Here is a 17,935-nt window from a genome sequence, read left to right as displayed (position 1 = left end):
AGACTCCTGATGACCCTGTACAAGAATCCGCTCCTCGGCGCCTCGGCGCTGGCCATCGCCCTCGCGCAATTCACCTCCTGCTCGGTGGCGCAGGCAGCTACCGCGCCGTCGACCGATTCGGCGTTCGGCACGCTCAAGCACATCAATGCCGGCTTGCTCAATGTCGCCTACGCCGAAGCCGGCCCGGCCGACGGCCCGGTGGTGATCCTTTTGCATGGCTGGCCGTACGACATCCACAGCTACACCGAGGTAGCGCCGCAACTGGCCGCCAAGGGCTATCACGTGCTGATTCCCTATGCCCGCGGCTACGGCGAAACGCGCTTCCTCTCCGCCTCGACCCGGCGTAACGGCGAGCCGGCCGCGTTGGCAGTGGACGTCATCGACTTCATGGATGCGCTGAAGATCAAGAGCGCCGTGCTCGCTGGCTACGATTGGGGGGCGCGCTCGGCGGACATTGTCGCGGCACTCTGGCCGGAGCGGGTGAAGGCGCTGGTGTCGGTCAGCGGTTACCTGATCGGCAGCCAGGAAGCGGGCAAGGCGCCGCTGCCGCCGGCCGCCGAGCTGCAGTGGTGGTACCAGTTCTACTTCTCCACCGAGCGCGGTAAGGCCGGCTACGACAAGTACCGCCACGAGTTCGCCAGGCTGATCTGGCAACTGGCTTCGCCGCAGTGGAAGTTCGACGACGCCACCTTCGAGCGCAGCGCCCAGGCCCTGGACAACCCCGACCACGGCGCGATCTCCATTCACAACTATCGCTGGCGCCTGAACCTTGCCGAAGGCGAGCCGCGCTATGCGGAGCTGGAGAAGAAACTCGCGGCCTTCCCGACCATCAAGGTGCCGACCATCACCCTCGAAGGCGACGCCAACGGCGCCCCGCACCCGCCCGCCGAGGCCTACGCCAAGCGCTTCAGTGGCAAGTACGAGTACCGCCTGATCACCGGCGGCATTGGCCACAACCTGCCGCAGGAGGCGCCGGACGCCTTCGTCAAGGCGGTGGTCGACGCCGATCATCTGTGAGCCGGAGAGCCGCCATGAACATCACGGGAACCATGTTGCGCCGTATCGCCCTGGCCGGCTTCGCCCTGCTGGTGGCGACAGGCGCCAGGGCCGACGGCGACGCCTCGCCGATCTACGGCGTGCGCATGCCCGAGGGCTACCGCCACTGGCAGCTGGTGGCGCCCGCCCAGGAGGCGGCGCCGCTGAACGAGTTGCGCGCCGTACTGGGCAACGACATCGCCATGAAGGCCTATCGCGCCGGCACCTTGCCGTTCCCCGATGGCAGCGTGCTGGCCAAGCTCGCCTGGAAGCACGTGCAGTCGCCGGAGTTCGAGCCGGCGTCGATCCCCGGCGCTGCGACCACCGTGCAGTTCATGGTCAAGGACTCGAAGAAGTACGCGGCCACCGGCGGCTGGGGGTTCGCCCGCTTCATCGACGGCAAGCCCGCCGACGAGGCGCAGCACCAGACCTGCCTGGCCTGTCACCAGGCGCGGGTGAAGGATCACGATCTGGTCTTCACCCGCTACGCACCCTGATAGCTGCTCCTTGAGCACTGCACTTTGAGAGAGGTGGAGGTCCCCCATGAACCAACGATGGCTGATCACCGGCTGCTCCCGCGGGCTGGGCCGCGCGCTGGCCGAGGCCGTGCTGCAGGCCGGGCACCGCCTGCTGGCCACCGCCCGCGATCCGGATGCCCTGGCCGATCTCGCCCGGCTCTACCCGCAGACGCTGCGCCTGGCGCCGCTGGACGTCACCGACCCGGCCGCCGCCCAGGACGCCGTGGCGCAGATGGTCGAGGAGTTCGGCGGGCTCGACGTGCTGGTCAACAACGCCGGCTTCGGCAACGTCAACTCGGTGGAAGACACTTCGCTGGAAGCATTCCGCCGGGAGATCGAGACCAACCTGTTCGGCACCATCATCGTCACCAAGGCGGCGATCCCGCTTCTGCGCCGGCAGCGCAGCGGCCACATCATCCAGCTGTCGTCGGTGGGCGGGCGCATCGGCGCGCCAGGGCGCGCGCCCTATTCGGCGGCGAAGTGGGGCGTGGAAGGCTTCTCCGAAGTGCTGGCGCGCGAGATGGCGCTGGTCGGCGTGCGGGTGACGATCATCGAGCCCGGCGGCCTGCGCACCGACTTTGCCGGTGCTTCGACGACGCTCTCGGAGGGGCGCTTCGAGTACGACGCCGTGGTCGGTGCAGTGGCGCGCCGGCAACGCGCTTACGACGGCAACCAGCCGGGCGATCCGCAGCGCGCCGCGCAGGCAATTCTCGCGGTGGCCTGGATGGATCGTCCGCCATTGCGCCTGGCCCTGGGCAGCGATGCGCTGCAGGCCATCGAGAACGCCGACAAGGCACGCCTGGCTGAGCTGCGCCTGTGGCGCGAGCTGAGCCAGTCCAGCGATTTTCCCCGCTCGGCATGAGCGTTCCCCGCACGGTCCGAGATTCCCCCGAGCCGCCGTGCGGGGCTTTTTATTCCTCACATCCTCAGCAAGGAGATCCACCATGAAGACGACCCTCACCGCCCTGGCGCTCGCCAGCGGCCTGCTGGCCGGCAGCGCTTTCGCGGCTCCGGTGAAACCGACGGTGGTGCTGGTGCATGGCGCCTTCGCCGATGCTTCCAGCTGGAACGGCGTGACCCGCATCCTGGAAAAGGACGGCTACAGCGTGATCGCTGCCGCCAACCCGTTGCGCGGCGTGGCCAGTGATGGCGCCTATATCGGCAACATCGTCGGCAGCGTCAAGGGGCCGGTGGTGCTGGTGGGTCATTCCTACGGCGGCAACGTGATCAGCGCGGCAGCTAGTGACCGGGCCAACGTCAAGGCGCTGGTCTACGTCGCTGCGTTCGCGCCGCAGAAGGGCGAGAGCGCCGCCGAACTGGCCGGCAAGTTCCCCGGCAGCACCCTCGGCCCGACCCTGGCCACGCCGGTCGCTTTGGCCGATGGCGGCAAGGACCTGTACATCCAGCAGGACAAGTTCCACGACCAATTCGCCGCCGATGTTCCCGCCGGCGAAGCCGCGCTGATGGCGGCGGCGCAGCGGCCGGTCACCGAGGCGGCGTTGAACGAGAAGGCCGGCGCGGCCGCCTGGACGGCTATTCCGTCTTGGTTCGTCTATGGCGATGCGGACCGTAACATCCCGCCGCAGGCGCTGGCCTTCATGGCCCAGCGCGCCCAGGCGAAGGACGTCGAGGTGGTCAGCGGGGCTTCCCATGTGGTCATGGTCTCGCACCCCGAGGCGGTGGCGCGCTCCATCGAGAAGGCCGCTGTCGGCTACTGACAGGGTGGTTCGGGTCGGAAGAAAGCGCCGGGCCTGATGGGGCCGCAACGATGGCGACGAGCGGCGCTGGCGGAGGGCGGTGGTAGACTTGCTTTCTTCAGTCTGCCTCGTCCAGCCCAGGAGCCTTCACCATGTTCGGAGTGACCGATTACGGCGCCTTCCTGATTGCCTTCGTGGTGCTCCTGGCGATCCCCGGTCCGGGCAATTTCGCGTTGATCACCGCGACCGGCAAGGGCGGTGTGAAGGCTGGCCTCGCGGCGACCTGCGGGGTGATCCTCGGTGACCAGGTGTTGCTGTGGATGGCGGTGGCGGGCGTGGCGACGCTGCTCGCCACTTACCCGGCGGCCTTCCACGCGGTGCAGTGGCTGGGTGCGGGGTATCTTGCCTGGCTGGGCCTGCGCATGCTGATGAGCAAGCCCGGCGGGGCGCCGCGGCAGAGTCGCATGGACAATGGCCACTACCTGCGCCAGACGATGCTGATCACCTTGCTCAACCCCAAGGCCATCGTGTTCTACATGGCCTTCCTGCCGCTGTTCGTCGACCCGGTGAAGCACCAGGGGCTGGTGACCTTCGCCTTCATGGCAGCCACCGTGGCGGTGGTGACCTTCCTCTATGGGCTGGTGGCCGTGCTGCTGACCCACAAGCTGGCCGAGCGCATGCGCGCCAACCCGCGCGTGGCCAATCTGCTGGAGCGTCTGGCCGGTGCCTGCCTGCTCGGTTTCGGCATCAAGCTGGCGGCGATGCGCTAGGGCACGACGCGGCAATCGCTTGTTCCAGGGCCGGCTCGAAAGACCGGCCCTTTGTTTTTTGCAACCCGCATTGTCAACGCTGCGAGCGGGCTGCTTTGATAATCTCATCCCCCCTGATTCCAATGGCGGCGAATGGAAACCATGCTCAACGAATCCCCCGAACCTCAATCCGTCGACAGCCCGATCACCCGCAGCGCGATCTTCCTCGTTGCCACCCTGACGCCGGGCAAGGACTGGAGCCCGGTGCGCGCGCTCTGCGAAGACGTCGCCGCGCTGGTGCGCTCGGTCGGCAAGCGCGTTCCCACGGGTAACCTGTCCTGCGTGGTGGGCTTCGGTTCGGCGGCCTGGGATACGCTGTTCGGCGCTCCGCGCCCGGCCTCCCTGCATGCCTTCCGCGAGTTCGGCAGCGGTGAGCGGGTTGCGGTTTCCACGCCGGGCGACCTGTTGCTGCACATCCGCGCCGAGCAGATGGACCTGTGCTTCGAGCTCGCCGCGCAACTCGTGGCGCGCCTGGGCGATGCGGTCACGGTGGTCGACGAGGTGCAGGGTTTCCGCTACTTCGACATGCGCAGCATCATCGGCTTCGTCGACGGCACCGAGAACCCGGAAGGCCGCGAGGTCCCGCACTTCACCCTGATCGGCGACGAGGACGCGGACTTCGCCGGCGGCAGTTATGTGCTGGTGCAGAAGTACCTGCATGACATGGCCGGCTGGAACCAGCTCTCCACCGAAGCCCAGGAACGCATCATCGGCCGCACCAAGCTTGCCGATATCGAACTGGGTGACGATGTGAAACCGAGCTGCTCGCACAGTTCGCTGACCACCCTGGAAAAGGACGGCCAGGAGGTGAAGATCCTGCGCGACAACATGCCTTTCGGCCGGCCCGGCGCGGGGGAGTTCGGCACCTACTTCATCGGTTACGCGCGCTCGCCGGCGCCGGTGGAGGAGATGCTGGAGAACATGTTCGTCGGCCGCCCGGCCGGCAACTACGACCGCCTGCTGGACTACAGCAAGGCGGTGACCGGCAGCCTGTTCTTCGTGCCTTCGGCCGAACTGCTCGAGTCGTTGGCTGACAAGCAGCCCTGAGTGCTCAGCCGGCGACCTTCGCCGGGAAGCACCCGACCAGCCAGTCGATGAACACCCGCAGACGGTGCGTGACGTAGCGGTTGTGCGGGTAAACGACGTGGAAGGGGTAGGGAGCCGGACGCCAGTCCGCAAGAATCTCCACCAGCGATCCGTCGCGCAAGGCGGCGCCGGCGGCGTAGGAGAAGGTCTGGACGATGCCCAGACCGGCCACACAGGCTGCCAGGTGTGCGTTGCTTTCGTTGACGCCGATGCGGTGTTCGAGCTTCAGCTCGCTGCGTTCGCCGTCGCGCTCGAAGCGGAAGGGCACCGCCCGGCCGTTCTGCGGCGACAGGTAGCTGACCAGCCGATGGCCGTTGCGCAGTTCCTCCGGGTAGGCGGGGATGCCGTTGTGGCGCAGGTATTCGGGTGAGGCGCAGGTGACCATGGTTGCCTGGCCGATACCACGCGCCACCAGTGACGAGGCGTCCAGCGCGCCGCCGCGGATCACGCAATCGACGTTGTCGCCGATCAGGTCCACCGAGCGGTCGGACACGCCCAGGTCGATGCGGATGTCCGGATAGCGCGCGAGAAAGTCCGGCAGCAGTGGTACCAGCACGTCACGCGCGGTGGAGCCGCCGACGTCGATGCGCAGGTGGCCGCGTGGCTTGCTGCGGGCGATGTTGAACGTCGAGTCGATGTCTTCCAGGTCGCGCAGCACGCGGGTGGCCTTGGCGTAATAGTCCTGGCCTTCCGGCGTCACCGTGACGCGCCGCGTGGTTCGCTGCAGCAGGCGCACGCCCAGGTGCGCTTCCAGCTCCTGCACCAGCTTGCTCAGGGTGGCGTTGGGCATGTCCAGCGAGTCGGCGGCGCGGGTGAAGTTGCCGGCCTCCACGACGCGGGCGAAGGCGCGGATGGCCTGGAGCTGATCCATGGAAATTCCTCGGTGGGGATCGTCTTATTATCCATGGCTATGGATAGTCATTTCATTGTATGCGCTTTTTCTATCAATAGACGGGCCCTAGAGTAGCGCCATGCCTCACCGCAAAGCCGCGACAGACGCAGGCTGCGAGGCAGAACCCTCAACCGCGAATCTCAGGAGCTCATCATGAACAAGTCCCTCACTGGTAAAGTTGCACTGGTCACTGGCGGCAGCACTGGCATCGGCCTCGGCGCCGCACAGGAACTTGCCGCTCAAGGCGCCCGCGTGTTCATCACCGGCCGCCGCCAGGCCGAACTGGACGCCGCCGTGGAAGTCATCGGCCCGGCCGCCACGGCCATCCGCGCCGACGCCTCGGTGCTCGCCGACCTCGATGCGGTGTATGCGCAGATCGCGAAGACTGCCGGCCGCCTGGACATCCTCTTCGCCAACGCCGGCGGCGGCGACATGCTGCCGCTTGGCGCGATTACCGAGGAGCACTTCGACCGCATCTTCGGCACCAACGTGCGCGGCGTGCTGTTCACTGTGCAGAAGGCGCTGCCGTTGCTGACCGACGGCGCGTCGGTGATCCTCACCTCGTCCACCACCTCGATCCAGGGCACCGCCAACTTCAGCGTCTATAGCGCCAGCAAGGCCGCCGTGCGCAACTTCGCCCGCTCCTGGGCGCTGGACCTCAAGGACCGTGGCATCCGCGTCAACGTCGTCAGCCCCGGCCCGGTGCGCACTCCCGGCCTGGGTGACCTGGTGCCCGAAGAAGCCCGCCAGGGTCTGTTCGACGCGCTGGCCAGCCAGGTACCGCTGGGCCGCCTGGGCGAGCCGCGGGAGATCGGCAAGGCGGTGGCGTTCCTGGCTTCGGAGTCCGCCAGCTTCATCAACGGCATCGAGCTGTTCGTCGACGGCGGCATGGCACAGGTCTGACCGTGCAACGGGCCGGGCAGGGCGCAAGCTCTGCCCGGCCCTGCCGCTTTCACCGGCGTACCGGCTTGCCAATTACATTAGTGCTAATGTAGTTTGAAGCCCTCGATGGAGAGGGCTGCGATGAACAGAAAGAACGAACCCGGCCTGGGTGAACTGCTGCGCTACGTCTCGGAACTGGTAGAGCTGGGCGCCGAGGAGCATTACCAGCAGATGGGCATGAACTACCGGGCCCGCTACACGCCGGTGCTGCGAGCCATCCGTTCCGGGGCACAGACGGTTACCGAGATCACCGCGCGCACCCACCTGACCCAGGGCGCCATCAGCCAGACCGTCGGCCAGATGCAGGCGGACGGGGTGATCACCCGCCAGCGCGCCGAAGATGGCCGCAAGAGCGTGCTGCAACTGACGCCGGTAGGGAAGAAACTGGTGAGCAAGCTCAACACCCACTGGGCGGCGACCTTCGAAGCCATCGAGCAGCTGGAAACCGAGATCGGCCATCCGCTGCGCCGCGTGCTGGAAGACGCCGCCCGCGCGCTGGAAGCACAGGGCTTCTCCGAGCGTCTGAGCCACGCCAAGCACGCCCTCAAGACAGGAGCCGCCAGCCATGAGTAACTCGCCCACCGACCTTCGCAACTGGTTCGACCAGGGCGGGCAGGCCTACGCGCGCTTCCGTCCCGAGTACCCGGCGGAGCTGGCCGCCTACCTGGCTTCGATGGCGCCCGATCAGGTGCTCGCGGTCGATGTCGGTTGCGGCAGTGGCCAGCTGACCCGGCAACTGGCCGAGCACTTCAATACAGTGGTCGGCTTCGATCCCAGTGCCGACCAGATCGCCCACACCGCGCCGCAGGAGAACGTCAACTATGCCTGCGCCCCGGCCGAAGACCTCCCGCTGCTCAGCCGCAGTGCCAGCCTGATCACCGCAGCGCAGGCCGCGCACTGGTTCGACCTGCCGAGGTTCTACGCCGAGGTTCGGCGGGTCGCCGAGCCCAACGCGATCCTGGCGCTGATCAGCTATGGTGTGCTGCGGCTGGAGGGTGCGCTGGGCGAGCGTTTCGAGCAGTTCTACTGGAAGGAGATCGGCCCCTACTGGCCTTCCGAGCGCAAGCTGGTGGACAGCGGCTACGCCACTCTCGACTTCCCCTTCGGCGAATTTCCCGGCCCGGATATCGCCATTCGTCTGGAGTGGAACCTCGATGAATTCCTCGGCTACGTCTCCACCTGGTCGGCGGTGCGCAGCGCCCGCGAGGCCGGGCGCGAGGACCTGCTGCATGACTTTGCCGCCGACATGGCCGGGCGCTGGGGCGACCCCACTGTGCGGCACCGGGTCAGCTGGCCCATCAACATGAGGATCGGGCGCGTATGAACCCGCAAGTGCTTGCCGTCGGGCTGACCCACAATGAAACCCTGATCGTGGCGCAGCGGCACACGGTGCCCCTGGTGGCGCCCGACTGGCCTGGCTTTGCCGACATGCCCCCGGTGTTCGCCACCGCCATGATGATCGGCTTCATCGAGCAGACCTGCATCGAAGGACTGCGGCCCTTCCTAACACCTGAACAGCGCACTGTGGGTATCCAGGTGGATGTCAGCCACATCGCCGCCACGCCGGTGGGGATGAAGGTGACGGCGTTGGTGGAGCTCATTGCTATCGATGGTAAGTCGCTGGTGTTCCGGGTCGAGTGCCGCGACGAGGCGGGCGTCATAGGCGCCGGCACCCATCGTCGCGCGATCATCGATCTGCAGCGGTTCGTCCAGCGGCTGGGGGAGAAGTCCGCTGCGGCCGCCGGCTAGTCGGCGTACCGCTCAGCACGACTGCGGCGGATCGAAACGCTCGGCGGTGTCCATTCGCACATTGCGCAGGCCCACAGTCTCCAGGTGCGCTGCATAGAGAGGCTCAGCCCGGTAGCTGATCAGGATCGTGCGGCGCCGCGCGCCGCCGATGTTCAGGCTGCCGGCGTGCACGAGGTCGACGTCGAACACCAGGATGTCGCCGGCCCGGCCGCTCAGCTGCAGGGAGCGGGATTCGTCGAGGAAGTCGAAAGGTGGCTGGCCAGGGGCGGGCCGGTGGCTGCCGGGGGCGAGGCGGGTGGCTCCGTTTTCTGGCGAGAAGTCATCGAGGAAGGCGAGGGCGCTGACCATGTCCCCCGGACGCAGGGCGGACAGATCGCGGTGCAGTTGCTGATGACCGCCTCCGGGCAGGGGTTCGCGCCCCTCGGCCTGGGCGAGGAAGAATCGCTCGCCGATCAACGCACCGACTGTTGCCAGCAGCGGCGGCAGTCGACAAGCCGCTTGGGCGCATGGCTCCAGGTCGATCTGAGCGTGGCGCCAGTCCACGCCACGGGGAACGGGCCAGCGATCCGACGGCAGGACGTTGGCATCGAAAGCCGCGCGCAGCTCCTCCAGCAGGGCGAGCGGGATCGCCTGGCGCAGCAGGGCGTAACCTTCGGCGTGAAGTCGCTGGTAGTCGATCGTGGCTGCGTCCATTTGCCTGCGGTCCTTGAGATCTGTCCGATGGGCCCGGCCTAGAGCGGTTACCGCGTTGAGCCGGGTTTTCGCCGGCGCTGACCGGCAGCCCAGCCTACGGAGGAATTCTGCTGCGGCCAATATCCGCCGCTTGCGGAGTACCGTAGACTCCGCCGATCTGCAGGGAGAGCTGACAATGCATAAAGGGATCTGGCTGGGTTTTGGGGTGTCGCTGTGCTTGGCGGGAGCGGCCTATGCTGCGGACCCCGCTCAGGACGACCCCTTGCTGTCGAGCCCGCCTTCCTCCGCTGGTTCCGGCGATGTCCGCGGCATCCTGCGGGCGCGGGACCAGGCGATGCTGTCGAGCGAGCTTGCCGGGCGCATCCTGGAAATGCCGTTCGCCGATGGGCAGTCCTTCCGCAAGGGCGATGTGCTGGTGCGCTTCGACTGCTCGGCCTATCAGGCCCAGCTCAATGCTGCCCAGGCCGGCGCCAAGGCGGCCAACGAGCAGTTGGGGCACAACCGCCAGCTGGCGGCGCTCAACTCGGTGGGGCGCTTCGAGGTCGCACTGGCCGAGGCCAAGCTCTCCGAAGCCCAGGCGCAGGCACAGGTCTACAAGGTCCAGGTCGGCCGCTGCGCGGTGGTCGCGCCCTTCGATGGTCAGGTGGTGCAACGCAAGGCGCAGCCGTTCGAGAGCGTCTCCGGCGGCGCGCCGTTGCTGGAAATCGTCGACAACCGCAGCCTGGAAATCCGCCTGCTGGTGCCCTCGCGCTGGGTGTCGCGGCTGAAGGTGGGGCAGTCCTTCACTTTCGTGCCCGATGAGACCGGCCAGCCGCTGCAGGTGGAAGTCAAACGCCTGGGCGCGCGGATCGACGAGGGCAGCCAGATGCTGCCGCTGATCGCTTCGCTGCCTGGGGACGCCAAGGGCCTGCTGGCTGGCATGAGTGGCACCGCGCGCTTCGCGGAGACGCCATGAACGCCCCGCAGGTCGGTCTGGCCGAGCGGGTCTTCGCGCAGTTTCTCGCTCTGGAGCGGCAGGCGCGGGCTTGCTCGACGGTGGAGCAGCTGGCGTATCACATGGTCAACGATGCCCAGGCACTCTTCGGTTACCGCCATGCGGCGCTGCTGATCGCCGGCAAGGTCAGGGCGCTCACCGGCATCAGCGTGGTGGAGCCCAACGCTCCCTTCGTGGCTTTCGTCGAGCAGGCTTGCGGCCAGTTGCACCAGCACGATGCGCTGGGCACGGCGCAGCGTGTGGACTTCCAGCAGCTGGGCGCACAACAGCAGATCGATTGGCAGGAGCTCTCCGCCGGCGAGGTCTTCTGGTTGCCGCTGGCTGATCGTCAGGGCGCAGTCTTCGGTGGCCTCTGGCTGGCCCGGGAGCAGTCGTGGAGCGAGGCAGAGCAGGCGTTGCTGGTGCAACTGGGCGATGCCTATGCGCATGCCTGGACGGCCCTTCAGCCGCGCAAGCCCTGGCGGCTGCGCTGGCCGAAGAAGAAGCTGCTGGCGATTGCCGCAGTGCTCTGCCTGCTGCTGCTTGCGCCCGTGCGCCAGTCAGTGCTGGCGCCGGCCGAAGTGGTGCCGCTGGACGGCCAGGTGATAGCTGCGCCGCTGGATGGCGTGATCCAGCAGGTGCTGGTCAAGCCCAACCAGGCGGTGAAGTCCGGCGAGCTGCTGGTGCGCTTCGACGCCACCACGTTGCAAGCCCAGGCCGATGTCGCCGAACGCTCCCTTGGCGTGGCCGAAGCGGAGCTGAAGGCCAATTCACAACGCGCATTCTCCGATGCCGAGTCCGGCGCGAAGGTTGATCTGCTGGCGGCACGGGTGGAGCAGAAGCGTGCCGAACGTGACTATGCCCGCGACCTGTTGGCCCGTGCCGAAGTGCGGGCGCCGCGTGACGGCATTGCGGTGTTTGCCGACGCTGAACGCTGGACCGGCAAGCCGGTGCAGACCGGCGAGCGCCTGATGGAGCTGGCGGACCCGCACCAGGCGGAGCTGCGCATCGACCTGGCAGTGGGTGATGCCATCGTCCTTGAGCCGGGCTCGGAGGTCGTGCTGCTGCTCGATAGCGATCCGCTGCGCCGCCATGACGCTCGTCTGCAGCGCGCGGCGTACGAGGCTCAGACCACTGCCGCCGGGCAACTGGCGTATCGGCTGGACGCGGCGTTCGACGAGGCGCCCCCGCGCATCGGCCTGCGCGGCACCGCCAAGCTGTATGGCGATCGCGCCCCGCTGGCTTATTACCTGTTGCGCCGGCCGCTGGCGGCTGCGCGTCAGAGCCTGGGGCTGTGATGCTGCCGGCGCTGCGACCGGACCTGCAGCTGTCGCCGGCCGCACCCGCGCTGGACGGGGCGCCGCAATGGACGCTGGCCGACCCGTTGCGCGGGCGCTACTTCAAACTCGGTGGCGCTGCGGTGCGGCTGTTGCGCCACTGGGCGCTGGGCGACCCGCAGCGGGTGCTGGGGGCGGCCAACGCAGAAACCGGCGAGTCCCTGGGGGCGCAGGAGCTGGAAGAGTTCCTGCGCTTCCTGCGCGGGCATGACCTGATCGCCGCCGTGGATGCCGAACAGCGCGCCAGCTATGGGCAGAAGGCGCAGCTGCAAAAGCGCAGCCTGTGGCAGAAGGTGCTGCACCAGTACCTGTTCTTCCGGATTCCGCTGTGGCGCCCGGATGCCTTTCTCAATCGCGCCTGGCCGGTCCTGCAGCGCAACGGCGGGTGGATACTGCGCTGGGGCTTGCCGCTGGTGTTCGCCCTCGGGCTGTTCCTGGTGGCGCGGGACTGGCAGCGCTTCCTGGCGACCTTCCCGCATCTGTTCAGCCTGGGCGGGGCGCTGGCCTTCGGTGTTTCGCTGACCTTCGCCAAGCTCTGCCACGAGTTCGGCCATGCCTTCATGGCCAAGCGCGCCGGTTGCCGGGTGCAGAGCATGGGTGTGGCGTTCATGGTGATGCTGCCGATGTTCTATACCGACGTCAGCGATGCCTGGCGCGTCAGCGACCGACGCTCGCGGCTGCTGATCGGCGCCGGCGGAGTGCTGGCCGAACTGGTGCTGGCGGTGCTCGCGCTGCTGGCCTGGTCGCTGCTGCCGGACGGGCCGCTGCGCACCTCGGCCTTCATGCTCGCCAGCGCCACCTGGATCACCACGGTGCTGGTGAACCTCAATCCTTTCATGCGTTTTGACGGCTACTTCCTGCTCACCGATCTGCTCGGCGTGGAGAACCTCCAGGCGCGGGCTTTCGCGCTGTGTCGCTGGCGGCTGCGCGAGGCGCTGTTCGGCTACGGCGAACCCATGCCTGAACCCTGGCCCTTACCGTTGCGCCGGCGTCTGCTGATCTGGGGGTATGGCTCGTGGATCTGGCGCGCGGTGCTGTTCTTCGGTATCGCCCTGGCGGTCTACCACCTGTTCTTCAAGCTGCTGGGCATCTTCCTGATGCTGGTGGAGCTGGTCTGGTTCATCGGTCTGCCGATCTGGCGGGAGCTGCATGAATGGTGGCAGCGCCGCGAGCAGGCTGCACCGCACAAGGTCATCGGGCTTGGCCTGGCGCTGCTGGCTCTGCTGGCGCTGCTGGTCGTGCCCTGGCGCAGTGCCGTGGAAGTGCCGGCGCAGCTGGAGGCGACGCGTGCCGTGGCGCTGCATGCACCGGCGGCTGCCCGGGTCGGGCGACTGCTGGTGCGCGATGGCCAGACGGTGGAGCAGGGCGAGTTGCTGCTGGAACTGACTTCACCGGACCTCGATGCCAGACAGCTCATCGTGCGCCGCGAGATCGATCTGCTGCAGTTGCAGTTGCGCCGTCAGGCGGGCCGTAGCGAGACGGCTGCCGATGTCGGCATTCTCGAACAACGGCTGGCGGAGTCGGTGGCCCAGTACCGGGGCCTCGCTGCCCAACGCGAGCGCCTGCAACTGCGCGCGCCGCAGGCCGGGGTCATCCGCGACCTGCTGCCCGACCTGAGCCCTGGCCGATGGTTGATGCCTGCCGATGTGCTGGTGCGTGTGGTGGAGCCAGGCCTGCGCCTGCGCGGTTATCTGGCGGAGGCCGACCTGTGGCGTGTGCAGAGCGGTGCGCAGGGGCGTTTCATCGCCGACGACCCGGCCCGCCCGGCCGTGCCGGTGCAGCTCGATGAAGTGGACGCCAACGGCGCGGTCTTCGTCGAACTGGAGGCGCTGAGCTCCGATCATCATGGCCCGATTGCCGTGCGCCGCGATGCCCAGCAGCGCGCCGAGCCGGTCCAGGCGCAGTACGGTGTGCGCCTTAGTCTGCGCGATGCCCCGTGGGCCCTGGCGCAGCCGCAGCGCGGCATGGTCGTACTGGACGGCAGTGGGCAGTCGATCCTGGGGCTCGCCTGGCGGCGGCTGGCGGCGTTGGGTGTGAGGGAAAGCGGATTCTGAGGCGGCGGCTTTTCTCGGAGCAGGGAGAGTTCCATGAGCGCGACATCGTTACCCCGCTGCGCCCGGCTCGCGCTGGACATCCCGTTGCAGCCGTTGCTCGACGCATTGGCTGCCGTGGACCAGGCGGCTTGGCAAGGGCATTTCAACAGTGGCTTCTACGAAGGGGACTGGAGCGGCGTTGCGCTGATCACCCCCGACGACGCCCTGATGCCGCTGGCGCCGGGGCAGGGCGCACCGCTGGCCAGCGACCTGTTGCGGCGCAGCGCGGTCTGGCAGGCCGCACTGGGCGCCTTCCGCACGACTATCCGTAGCGCGCGCCTGCTGCGCCTGGGCTGCGGCTCGCGGATTCACGAGCACTGCGATCCTGATCTGGGGCTGCCCGACAGTGACCTGCGGCTGCATCTGCCGTTACTGAGCCCTGAGGGCGTCGAGTTCCTGGTGGACGGGCTGCAGGTGCCGATGCGTCCGGGCGAGTGCTGGTTCATCGACCTCGCCCGCCCGCACCGGGTCGACAATCCGGGGCCCGGGGAGCGCATCCATCTGGTCCTCGACTGCCAGCGCAACGACTGGCTGCTGGCGTTGATCGAGCAGGGGCTGGCGGATACGCCGAGCCTGCGTCCTGGTCGGGCGGCCCTGGCATTCGAGCAGTTCCGCGTGCAGGTCGCGCAGGAGCCTGAGCTCGCCCAGGCGCTGCGCTCGATGACCGACAGCGCAGACTTCGTTGCGCGGGTGGTCGCTCTGGGGGGCGCCCGCGACCTGCACTTTTCCGCCGCTGAAGTTCGCGCCACGATGCGCCTGGCCCGCAGAGCCTGGAGTGACCAATGGAGAGCCTGAGCCCCGTGCTGGACCTCAGTGGCTGGCGGCCCATTCGTGCCTGGTGTGACGCACGGGACTGGCGCCTGGACTGGTGCTGGTTCGGCGAGCAGCGCCTGACCCGACCATTCTTCCATGACGACGTGGAGCAGGCCCTGCGCCTGCCTTTCAACCTGGCGTTCCGTCGCGAGACCGGCCTGACGGAGCTGCTCGATTGGCAGCGCGCGAGCCCCGGCTTGGCGCCGAGCCTGCTGGTCTTCCACGCCTCGCGCTGCGGCTCGACGCTGTTGGCGCAGATGCTCGCCGGGCTCGACAGTCACTTGGTGCTGTCCGAGCCCGGTCCGCTGGATAGCCTGTTGCGCAGTCACTACCTCCACGAGTGGGAGACGGGCCGGCAGGAGCTGGCCGTCATCGCGATGCTGTCCGCGCTGGCGCAGAACGCGGGGCCGCCGGCGCAGCATCTGGTGGTGAAGCTCGATGCGTGGAATCTGTTCGAGTTGCCGCTGATTCGCCGTTGCTTCCCCGAAACGCCGTGGATCTTCCTCTACCGCGACCCGCTGGAGATCGCTGCATCACACCTGAAGATGCCGGGCATGCAGATGATCCCCGGCCAACTGAGTCCGTCGCCGTTGAATCTGGTCGATGAGCCGGTGGCACCCCGCGAGGAATACATCGCTCGTCGCCTGGGGCGGTTGCTGGCGCTGGCGGTGGAAGCGTGCCGCGGACAGGGCGGCCTGGCAGTGGCTTACGAGGAGTTGCCGCAGGTATTGGGCGGACGCCTGCGCGAGCGCCTGCGGCTGACGTCTGGGCAGGTCGAGCAGGCCATGGCGGTGAGCCGGCAGAATGCCAAGCGTCCGGGCGAGGCTTTCGTGGCGGACTCCCGCGACAAGCGCAACTCCGCTTCTGCGCTACTGCGTGACAGTGTGGCTCGTTGGGCTGATGCGCCTTACCGGGAGCTGGAAGCGTTGCGCAGGGATCAGGCGGGTTGAACAGGCTCGCGGCGCATCTGCCATTGCGCTTCGTCCGGCGCTCCTCCCAGGCTCTCGAAGCCCAGGCGCTGGTACAGGCGCACCGCAGGATTGTGGCGCATCACCGCGAGCTCAAGCGCCTTGCCCTGATGGTCGGCGTGGGCGACGACCTCGCGCAGCAGCTGCTCACCCAAACCGCGTCCGCGCTGATGCAGTTCGAGACCGATTTCGAGGATGCGCAGGCTGTCCGGGCGGTCGTCCAGGGTCAGCACGCCGATTGGTTCGCCGTCGAGCAGGATCAGTTCGGTAAGGGCGTCTGGATAGTCACTGGCGAAGATGCGCTGCTGCAGTTGCCACTGCAGGTCCAGCAGGGCGGGGCAGGCTGCGATCAGCGCCGCGTCCAGGCCGCGCAGTTGCGCGAACAGGCGCTTCAGCCAGGGCTCGTCGGCGCTGTCGGCGGGGCGGCGAAGCAGGGTGGGGCGGGTCTTTATCTCGCTCATGGGCTGTTGTAGTTTTCCAGGCTTGGATTTCGTGATCAGGCATTCAGGATCAGGGTTTCAGGCTCAGGTTTTCCAGGTTTCGCGAAGGCGGAGCCTGCCATTCAACGATCAGGGAGTGACCTCATGCTCATCGACCTCCAGGGCCTGACGGCCCAGGCATTCAGCTCTGAACTCGGCCAGGTGTTCACCGCGCACACCGTTCCCGACCCGGTCCAGCTGACCTTGCACAACGTGATCGAAGGACGCGAGGTCAGCGGTGGTTTCCGCACGCCTTTCGCGCTGATCTTCACCACGCCGATGAATGTACTGCTGCTTGAGGCCCAGTATCGCCTGAGCAGTCCTAGCGGACGCGATTACGAACTTTACCTGGCACCGTTGGCGGCGACGGTCGGCGACCAGCGCCACTACCAGGCCCTGTTCAGCTAGGGCCTGGCAGCGGTCCGGGTCGATCAGTTGCGGCTGGGGAAGACCCCGAGGGCACAGATGCACTGGGTCAGCGCCAGATAGGGCTGCAGGATGGATACGGGCAGGTTGCCGCCGGCCGTCGCCAGTGTCACGTTCAGTTGCCCCTGTGCCGGCAGTTGTACCGAGCCCGGCGCGGGGCCGTAGATCTGCACCGTGACGGCGTCACGCCCGGCGGCACCCACCGACTGCGCCAGCGTATCGCTGGTCGTCGCCTGGCTGGCGCTGGCTGCGCTGCTGGACTGCTGCAGCAGCACGGTGGCCTCCGCAGTGGCGCCATGGGTATGGCTCGGCAGATTGCTGGTGAGCAGGGTGGTCTGTTCCGTACCGGTCACGGCACCCAGCGGGTAGCTGGCGTTCTGCCCGAGACCTGCGCGTCCGCCAAGATTGGGCAGGCAGAAGGTGTTGACACCGTCGCCACCGTAGGTGGTGCCCAGCAGCGCGTAGAGCGTCTGGTTCTGCGCAATGCCTATCTGCTGGCCATTGCAGGTCATCCAGTTTCTCGGCGCGAAGCTGCCGGCAAAGGGTGCGACGACGCCGATATAGCTTTCGACATCCATGTGGTGCTCCTTGAGTCGTCAGTTGCGCGAGGGATACAGCCCGGAAACGCAGATGATGTAGTTGATGGCCTGGAACGGCTGCACGATGGAGATCGGCTGGGAGCCACCGGCCGGCTGGACGTTGACCGTCGCCGAACTGGACAGCGGCAGGTTCACCGAGCCCGGTGCTGGCGCGTAGATCTTCACGTCGACGGCGTCGCGGCCGTAGGCGCCATTGGCGGCTGCCAGCACCGAGGTAGCGCTGGGCGTGGCCGAAGTAGCGGCTGCCGTGCTGGTCGGCAACGAGGCGCTGAGGGTGCTGACGGCGGCGTGGGTGTGCATCGGCATCTGCGCGGTGGTCAGGGTGGTGCTTTCCGTGCCACCGACCTGGCCGAGCGCGTACATGGATGTACCCGGCGACTGGCCCACGCCGACGGGGACGCGGCCCTGCAGGTTGGGCAGGCCGAAGGTGGTCTGGCCGTTGCCGCCGAAGTTGGTGCCCAGCAGCGAGAACAGGGCGGTGTTCTGCTGGACGGCGAGGATCTGCCCGGCGCAGAACATCCAGCCGCGCGGTGCGAAGTTCGGGGCCCAGCCGCTGATCGAGCCGAGATAGGACTGTTCACTCATGATCATTTCCCTACTTTGAGTTGTTATCGCTTCATCACGGGACTGGCCCGCCGACCATTCCGCTGGCGATCGGGCCGAGAGGAAACATAGACGATATCCATGAGAGCGTCGGGCTCGCGGTTATTGATCGAATTGCCGGCAAATGCCGTCTATCGGGCCATTGACGTCAGCTTTCCATCAGGCATTATGGTGAGATCAATCCAATAACAATTTGCCAGCTTGCAGTCGTCGTACCGGAGCC

At 67.4% G+C, this 17,935-nt stretch carries 21 protein-coding genes; 16 read left to right on the top strand and 5 right to left on the bottom strand.

Features of this window, described 5'->3' with window-relative positions:
• Positions 1 to 9: 9 nt before the first annotated feature.
• From ABKS89_RS17905 to ABKS89_RS17880, 6 genes are all read left to right on the top strand, one after another.
• Positions 10 to 1,017 carry an alpha/beta fold hydrolase gene (locus ABKS89_RS17905; protein ID WP_348586382.1) on the top strand — a complete coding sequence of 336 codons (1,008 nt, stop codon included), beginning with the start codon at positions 10 to 12 and terminating at the stop codon, positions 1,015 to 1,017.
• 14 nt (positions 1,018 to 1,031) lie between these two features.
• Complete coding sequence (locus ABKS89_RS17900) at positions 1,032 to 1,532, top strand: cytochrome P460 family protein (RefSeq protein WP_138214460.1); 501 nt, start codon at positions 1,032 to 1,034, stop codon at positions 1,530 to 1,532.
• A gap of 46 nt (positions 1,533 to 1,578) precedes the next feature.
• Complete coding sequence (locus tag ABKS89_RS17895; protein WP_348586381.1) at positions 1,579 to 2,415, top strand: oxidoreductase; 837 nt, start codon at positions 1,579 to 1,581, stop codon at positions 2,413 to 2,415.
• Positions 2,416 to 2,497: 82 nt separating this feature from the next.
• The gene (locus ABKS89_RS17890) at positions 2,498 to 3,271 is read left to right on the top strand and encodes an alpha/beta fold hydrolase (RefSeq protein ID WP_138214458.1); all 774 of its coding nucleotides are present in this window, start codon (positions 2,498 to 2,500) and stop codon (positions 3,269 to 3,271) included.
• Between the two features lie 131 nt (positions 3,272 to 3,402).
• Positions 3,403 to 4,020, top strand: a complete 618-nt coding sequence (locus ABKS89_RS17885; protein WP_348586379.1) for a LysE family transporter — start codon at positions 3,403 to 3,405, stop codon at positions 4,018 to 4,020.
• Positions 4,021 to 4,161: 141 nt separating this feature from the next.
• Positions 4,162 to 5,106 (top strand): Dyp-type peroxidase, encoded by a 945-nt coding sequence (locus ABKS89_RS17880; RefSeq protein WP_348586377.1) that lies wholly within the window; start codon positions 4,162 to 4,164, stop codon positions 5,104 to 5,106.
• 4 nt (positions 5,107 to 5,110) lie between these two features.
• On the opposite strand, the gene ABKS89_RS17875 is transcribed toward ABKS89_RS17880, so the two are convergent.
• Complete coding sequence (locus ABKS89_RS17875) at positions 5,111 to 6,016, bottom strand: LysR family transcriptional regulator (protein ID WP_138214454.1); 906 nt, start codon at positions 6,014 to 6,016, stop codon at positions 5,111 to 5,113.
• Positions 6,017 to 6,190: 174 nt separating this feature from the next.
• On the opposite strand from ABKS89_RS17875, the gene ABKS89_RS17870 reads away from it, so the two are divergent.
• The 4 genes from ABKS89_RS17870 to ABKS89_RS17855 all read left to right on the top strand — a co-directional run bounded on the left by ABKS89_RS17870 (position 6,191) and on the right by ABKS89_RS17855 (position 8,728).
• Positions 6,191 to 6,940 carry an SDR family NAD(P)-dependent oxidoreductase gene (locus ABKS89_RS17870; RefSeq protein ID WP_138214453.1) on the top strand — a complete coding sequence of 250 codons (750 nt, stop codon included), beginning with the start codon at positions 6,191 to 6,193 and terminating at the stop codon, positions 6,938 to 6,940.
• A gap of 120 nt (positions 6,941 to 7,060) precedes the next feature.
• Entirely contained in the window at positions 7,061 to 7,552 is a 492-nt protein-coding gene (locus ABKS89_RS17865; protein WP_348586375.1) for a MarR family winged helix-turn-helix transcriptional regulator, read from the top strand.
• Complete coding sequence (locus ABKS89_RS17860; RefSeq protein WP_348586373.1) at positions 7,545 to 8,303, top strand: class I SAM-dependent methyltransferase; 759 nt, start codon at positions 7,545 to 7,547, stop codon at positions 8,301 to 8,303. Before ABKS89_RS17865 ends, ABKS89_RS17860 begins: the two co-directional genes overlap by 8 nt.
• Positions 8,300 to 8,728 carry a thioesterase family protein gene (locus tag ABKS89_RS17855; RefSeq protein WP_348586372.1) on the top strand — a complete coding sequence of 143 codons (429 nt, stop codon included), beginning with the start codon at positions 8,300 to 8,302 and terminating at the stop codon, positions 8,726 to 8,728. Before ABKS89_RS17860 ends, ABKS89_RS17855 begins: the two co-directional genes overlap by 4 nt.
• A 12-nt stretch (positions 8,729 to 8,740) precedes the next feature.
• On the opposite strand, the gene ABKS89_RS17850 is transcribed toward ABKS89_RS17855, so the two are convergent.
• On the bottom strand, positions 8,741 to 9,421 hold the full coding sequence (locus ABKS89_RS17850) for a phytanoyl-CoA dioxygenase family protein (RefSeq protein ID WP_348586370.1): 681 nt from the start codon (positions 9,419 to 9,421) through the stop codon (positions 8,741 to 8,743).
• A gap of 175 nt (positions 9,422 to 9,596) precedes the next feature.
• On the opposite strand from ABKS89_RS17850, the gene ABKS89_RS17845 reads away from it, so the two are divergent.
• From ABKS89_RS17845 to ABKS89_RS17825, 5 genes are read left to right on the top strand one after another with little or no spacing between them, the layout of a single operon-like run.
• A complete protein-coding gene (locus tag ABKS89_RS17845) occupies positions 9,597 to 10,376 on the top strand; it encodes an efflux RND transporter periplasmic adaptor subunit (RefSeq protein WP_348586368.1) in 780 nt (259 codons plus the stop codon).
• On the top strand, positions 10,373 to 11,692 hold the full coding sequence (locus ABKS89_RS17840; protein WP_348586366.1) for an efflux RND transporter periplasmic adaptor subunit: 1,320 nt from the start codon (positions 10,373 to 10,375) through the stop codon (positions 11,690 to 11,692). The genes ABKS89_RS17845 and ABKS89_RS17840 overlap by 4 nt, the downstream gene beginning before the upstream one ends.
• Positions 11,689 to 13,785 carry a site-2 protease family protein gene (locus ABKS89_RS17835; protein ID WP_348586365.1) on the top strand — a complete coding sequence of 699 codons (2,097 nt, stop codon included), beginning with the start codon at positions 11,689 to 11,691 and terminating at the stop codon, positions 13,783 to 13,785. Before ABKS89_RS17840 ends, ABKS89_RS17835 begins: the two co-directional genes overlap by 4 nt.
• Positions 13,786 to 13,818: 33 nt before the next feature.
• Complete coding sequence (locus ABKS89_RS17830) at positions 13,819 to 14,619, top strand: aspartyl/asparaginyl beta-hydroxylase domain-containing protein (RefSeq protein ID WP_348586363.1); 801 nt, start codon at positions 13,819 to 13,821, stop codon at positions 14,617 to 14,619.
• A complete protein-coding gene (locus tag ABKS89_RS17825) occupies positions 14,607 to 15,587 on the top strand; it encodes a sulfotransferase family protein (protein WP_348586362.1) in 981 nt (326 codons plus the stop codon). The genes ABKS89_RS17830 and ABKS89_RS17825 overlap by 13 nt, the downstream gene beginning before the upstream one ends.
• On the opposite strand, the gene ABKS89_RS17820 is transcribed toward ABKS89_RS17825, so the two are convergent.
• Positions 15,575 to 16,066: a GNAT family N-acetyltransferase gene (locus tag ABKS89_RS17820; protein WP_348586360.1), complete on the bottom strand. Its 492-nt coding sequence runs from the start codon at positions 16,064 to 16,066 to the stop codon at positions 15,575 to 15,577. The genes ABKS89_RS17825 and ABKS89_RS17820 overlap by 13 nt on opposite strands.
• Positions 16,067 to 16,189: 123 nt before the next feature.
• Between ABKS89_RS17820 and ABKS89_RS17815 the strand changes: the two genes are divergently transcribed.
• The gene (locus tag ABKS89_RS17815) at positions 16,190 to 16,492 is read left to right on the top strand and encodes a DUF6916 family protein (RefSeq protein ID WP_138214442.1); all 303 of its coding nucleotides are present in this window, start codon (positions 16,190 to 16,192) and stop codon (positions 16,490 to 16,492) included.
• A gap of 23 nt (positions 16,493 to 16,515) precedes the next feature.
• On the opposite strand, the gene ABKS89_RS17810 is transcribed toward ABKS89_RS17815, so the two are convergent.
• Positions 16,516 to 17,088, bottom strand: a complete 573-nt coding sequence (locus tag ABKS89_RS17810) for a phage tail protein (protein ID WP_348586359.1) — start codon at positions 17,086 to 17,088, stop codon at positions 16,516 to 16,518.
• 18 nt (positions 17,089 to 17,106) lie between these two features.
• Positions 17,107 to 17,694 (bottom strand): phage tail protein, encoded by a 588-nt coding sequence (locus tag ABKS89_RS17805; protein WP_138214440.1) that lies wholly within the window; start codon positions 17,692 to 17,694, stop codon positions 17,107 to 17,109.
• Positions 17,695 to 17,935 lie beyond the last annotated feature (241 nt).

The organism is Pseudomonas sp. LABIM340, assembly GCF_040017195.2.
GTDB lineage: Bacteria > Pseudomonadota > Gammaproteobacteria > Pseudomonadales > Pseudomonadaceae > Pseudomonas.
Note: the sequence above shows the minus strand (reverse complement) of the source record. Positions and strands in the feature narration are given on the sequence as shown.